The 279-nt window shown below is 68.1% G+C and carries 1 protein-coding gene; it reads left to right on the top strand.

All coding sequences use genetic code 11. From position 1 onward, the window contains the following. Positions 1-279, top strand: a 279-nt coding sequence (locus AAEY78_RS12785; protein ID WP_352339700.1) for a hypothetical protein, incomplete at both ends; no start/stop codon positions are given.

The raw sequence follows: 279 nt of genomic DNA on the forward strand, positions 1-279 counted from the left end.
CTTCGAGGCCGGCGACGAGCCCGTCAAGCTGTGCCTGAAGAACGGCGTGCCGGTCGAGCTGCGCAAGCAGCTCGCGGTCGATCTCGACTACGACACGATCGGCGAATCGGTCGGCTTCTTCCGCTTCACCGAAGGCACCGCGCGCCGCCTCGCGACGATCGTCGCGGGCTACGTCGACAGCGGCCGCGCGAACATGCCGCACGAGGAAGCCGTACGCGACCTGCTGCTCGAAGGCGGCCATTCGTTCGACGTCGCCGACGTCACCGGTTCGCCGTGGAT

The organism is Psychrobacter sp. 16-MNA-CIBAN-0192 (genome assembly GCF_040309565.1).
Taxonomy (GTDB): domain Bacteria; phylum Pseudomonadota; class Gammaproteobacteria; order Pseudomonadales; family Moraxellaceae; genus Psychrobacter.